The sequence below is a fragment of the Aquimarina hainanensis genome (assembly GCF_042684685.1).
GTDB classification, from domain to species: domain Bacteria; phylum Bacteroidota; class Bacteroidia; order Flavobacteriales; family Flavobacteriaceae; genus Aquimarina; species Aquimarina hainanensis.
In genome coordinates this window covers 1-836 of sequence record NZ_JBHULX010000029.1, presented here as the reverse complement: position 1 = coordinate 836, position 836 = coordinate 1, and the positions used below count along the sequence as shown (strand labels likewise).

Sequence of the window (836 nt, the reverse complement as noted above, 5' to 3'; positions counted from 1 at the left end):
GTTACATTGGCATTATCCGCTGCAATCCATGTAAAGGTTGTTCCTGTTTCAGTCACATCAAGAGTCAGGTCTCTGCTAAGTGCGACATCACTACAGCTGGTGTTAGTTAGATCTGTTGCATCCAGAGTTGGTTCCGGTTGTACGGTTACTGTTACCGTATAGGCATCGGCAGTACATCCGTTACTTCCACTAGGGGTTACCGTATAGGTTACTGTCTGATCTGTTCCACTGGTATTGGTCAGTACATCATTAATGGTTGTTGTTGTTTGCAGGGAAGTTGATTCTCCTGTTACATTGGCATTATCCGCTGCAATCCATGTAAAGGTTGTTCCTGTTTCAGTCACATCAAGAGTCAGGTCTCTGCTAAGTGCTACATCACTACAACTGGTGTTAGTTAGATCTGTTGCATCCAGTGTTGGTTCCGGTTGTACGGTTACTGTTACTGTATAGGCATCGGCAGTACATCCGTTACTTCCACTAGGGGTTACCGTATAGGTTACTGTCTGATCTGTTCCACTGGTATTGGTCAGTACATCATTAATGGTTGTCGTTGTTTGCAGGGAAGTTGATTCTCCAGTTACATTGGCATTATCCGCTGCAATCCATGTAAAGGTTGTTCCTGTTTCAGTCACATCAAGAGTTAGGTCTCTGCTAAGTGCTACATCACTACAACTGGTGTTTGTTAGATCTGTTGCATCCAGTGTTGGTTCCGGTTGTACGGTTACTGTTACCGTATAGGCATCGGCAGTACATCCGTTACTTCCACTAGGAGTTACCGTATAGGTTACTGTCTGATCTGTTCCACTGGTATTGGTCAGTACATCATTAATGGTTGT

1 protein-coding gene is annotated in these 836 nt (G+C 44.1%); it reads right to left on the bottom strand.

All coding sequences use genetic code 11. From position 1 onward, the window contains the following. A partial coding sequence (locus tag ACFSTE_RS14355) for a PKD-like domain-containing protein (protein ID WP_378298205.1) occupies positions 1-836 on the bottom strand: 836 nt, incomplete at both ends.